The organism is Vibrio sp. V42_P2S4T144 (genome assembly GCF_009904715.1).
Taxonomy (GTDB): Bacteria; Pseudomonadota; Gammaproteobacteria; order Enterobacterales; family Vibrionaceae; genus Vibrio; species Vibrio alginolyticus.
Map to the genome: position 1 here is coordinate 1 of NZ_WXWS01000513.1, position 2,701 is coordinate 2,701.

3 protein-coding genes are annotated in these 2,701 nt (G+C 42.2%); 2 read left to right on the forward strand and 1 reads right to left on the reverse strand.

The genetic code is table 11. The features are described 5' to 3' along the window. The first annotated feature begins 68 nt into the window (after positions 1 to 68). Positions 69 to 587 carry a cysteine hydrolase family protein gene (locus CAG68_RS16925; RefSeq protein ID WP_054728508.1) on the forward strand — a complete coding sequence of 173 codons (519 nt, stop codon included), beginning with the start codon at positions 69 to 71 and terminating at the stop codon, positions 585 to 587. 120 nt (positions 588 to 707) lie between these two features. Beyond that, positions 708 to 1,469, forward strand: coding sequence for a transporter substrate-binding domain-containing protein (locus CAG68_RS16930; RefSeq protein WP_086046774.1), 762 nt, complete (start codon positions 708 to 710; stop codon positions 1,467 to 1,469). Between the two features lie 98 nt (positions 1,470 to 1,567). Here CAG68_RS16930 and CAG68_RS16935 read toward each other — a convergent pair whose 3' ends face one another. Next, a complete protein-coding gene (locus CAG68_RS16935) occupies positions 1,568 to 2,641 on the reverse strand; it encodes a permease (RefSeq protein ID WP_237667893.1) in 1,074 nt (357 codons plus the stop codon). Positions 2,642 to 2,701: the final 60 nt, after the last annotated feature.

The following is a 2,701-nucleotide window of genomic DNA, read 5'->3' on the forward strand; positions in this document are numbered from 1 at the left end:
CTAAAGAAGGTAGCTAAAAGTCTTTATATTATTCGTACCGCAATGATCCTGAATAAAAGGAAAAGAAAATGACTCAAAAAGCCCTACTTGTAATTGATTTGCAAAACGACTATTTCCCGGAAGGAAAGTTTCCTTTATGGAATACAGAATCGACTTTAGACAATGTTAAGAGAGTAATAACTAAAGCCAATGAGCAAAACATTCCTGTGATTCATATTCAGCATATTGCCGACCCTGCCATGGGTATTGCCCCGTTCTTCAATGAAGGCAGCGACGGTGCCAATATTCACCCAGAAGTTCTTGCTTTAGCGCCGAATTCCGAAATCGTGGTAAAGCACTTCGCAGATAGCTTTGAAGGAACACGTTTAGAAGAAGTATTGGCAAGCAAAAATGTAACGGAGTTACTTGTATGCGGAATGATGACACAAAACTGCGTGACACATACTGCTATTTCAAAATCTGCGGACAAGTATGATGTTTCGATCTTAATGGATAGCTGTACCACGGTCGATGAAATGATTCACAACATTGCACTTCACGCTGTCTCAACGAGAGTTCCCCTCGTAACTATTGAAGATAAGCTGTAATACACGCAAAACCTTTCGCTCACACAATGCGGGCGAAAGGTCACACATATATGCACTTCCATTGATATTTGCTTACTTTGTGTTAAACATTGGTTTCCAAATAGTTACAAGGAAACGTTTATGAAATGGATAGTCGTATTGTTTATTAGCTTATTTTCAGTTTTCAGCCATGCGAAAGAGTGGAAACAAATTCGCTTCACTGTTGAAGGGGCTTACCCCCCATTTAGCTGGACGACAAAAGAGGGAAAGCTAGAAGGGTTTGAAGTCGACCTCGCTAACGCGTTATGCAAAGAGTTAGAAGTAAAGTGCGTTATCTCAAAAATGGATTGGGATGGCATCATCCCTTCTCTCCTTAGTCGCAAGAACGATGCGATTATTGCTGCAATGACAATCACAGAAGAACGAGAAAAGAAAGTCGATTTCACCGTCCCTTATGCAAAAGTACCGACTCGTTTTGTAATGAAAAATGATAGAGAAATCAACATGGATGACGGCAGCCTAAATCGTTTATCTATTGGAGTTCAAAGAGCCACAATTGGTGATAAGTACCTTTCTGCCTTGTATCCAGATATTGATATTCGTCGTTATGGTACGTTCGATGAGGCATTTACCGATCTACTCAATGGACGGTTAGATGCTGTATTTGGCGGCTCAATCGGTTTAAGTGCTGGTTTTCTTGAAACTGCACAAGGTAAAGGCTATCACTTTACTGGACCAGCGTTTACAGAGGAAAAGTGGTTCGGCCGTGGCATTGGCGTAGCAGTGAGAAAACAAGACAAAGAATTAAAAGCATTACTCGATAGCGGAATACAAAAATTGATCCAGAGCGGTAAGCATAAAACCATCGCCAGCAAGTATTTCTCCTATAGTATTTACGAGTAACCTCGTTATTTTTTTATAGTCTGCGCGGTATAGGAAACTTCCCTTTCCCTATATGGCGACAAAAACAGAGCCCTCGAGCAATCGCCCGAGGGTTATTTTTATAAAAAAGCCCAGCTATATAAGTAACCCGCTCCCATGGCCATCGTTAAGATAACGATTAGGAAGGCAGCGATCATTTGGTTCTTAAAAATTGATTTCAACAAAATCACTTCTGTAAGACTTGCGCCAGCACTACCAATAATAAGCGCCATAACAGATCCAAGAGCCATACCTTTTTGTACTAGTGCCGCGCTAAGTGGAATGACCGCCTCTGCACGGATGTACAATGGAATACCAATGATTGCTGCGACCGGAATCGCGTACCACTTCGCTTCACCAGCGAACTCCGCAATGAACTCCGTCGGGATGAAGCCATAGATAAATGAACCAATCGCAATGCCCATCATGAGATAAGGGAACACTTGCTTAAAGTCTTTCCAAGTTGATTGCCAAATACGTGCCCAGCGGCTAGGTTCTTTCTCTTCCAAGACTGTCGCTGTTGCACTACCGTCTGATGAGCAGCAAGACACTTCCACTTTAGGTTCAGGTTTTGGTGCATCACCACAGTAAGATGTTTTCGCCGCAACTGGCGTAGGTTCATTGCAGGCGCTGGTACCACAGATTGATGCTGGTCTCGCTTCTTCTTTTTTCTTGCTTGAATCGCCACAAGAAGTACCGCACGAAGAAGAACCTACCGCTTGATATGCTTCTGGTTTGACGTAACGTTCAAACCCTAGTTTTTCAAGTACATAGCCTGCTACCACTGATACTGACATCGCGATAGCAAAGTAAAATACCGCAACTTTCCAACCAAAAGTCACCACAAACAAGCCAATAATCACTGGGTTAAGCAACGGGCTTGCAAATAGGAACACCATCATAGGTCCAAAACCTGCTCTTGCACGCAACAAGCCTTTTAAGAAAGGAATGGTCGAACACGAACAGAAAGGCGTAATCGAACCTAGCAACGCAGCAATGAAGTAACCTTTACCCTTTTTCGAGCTGAGAATAGATTGAATTTTTTCTGGCGTTAGAAAATCTTGCAACACACCGACAATGTAGCTAATTGCCAGAAATAAGATGATAAGTTCGGTTGCTAGAAACGCAAACATATCCAGCGCTTCTTTAGCCATAGTTATAATTTCTGTATTCACATTTACTCTCCTCGTCATTTTTCGCTAACAAGCTTACCT

What these genes read in the sequence shown, in the direction of transcription:
- CAG68_RS16925 (WP_054728508.1), top strand. Translation starts at nt 69, where the DNA reads ATGACTCAAAAAGCCCTACTTGTAATTGATTTGCAAAACGACTATTTC.
- CAG68_RS16930 (WP_086046774.1), top strand. Translation starts at nt 708, where the DNA reads ATGAAATGGATAGTCGTATTGTTTATTAGCTTATTTTCAGTTTTCAGC.
- CAG68_RS16935 (WP_237667893.1), bottom strand. Translation starts at nt 2,641, where the DNA reads ATGGCTAAAGAAGCGCTGGATATGTTTGCGTTTCTAGCAACCGAACTT.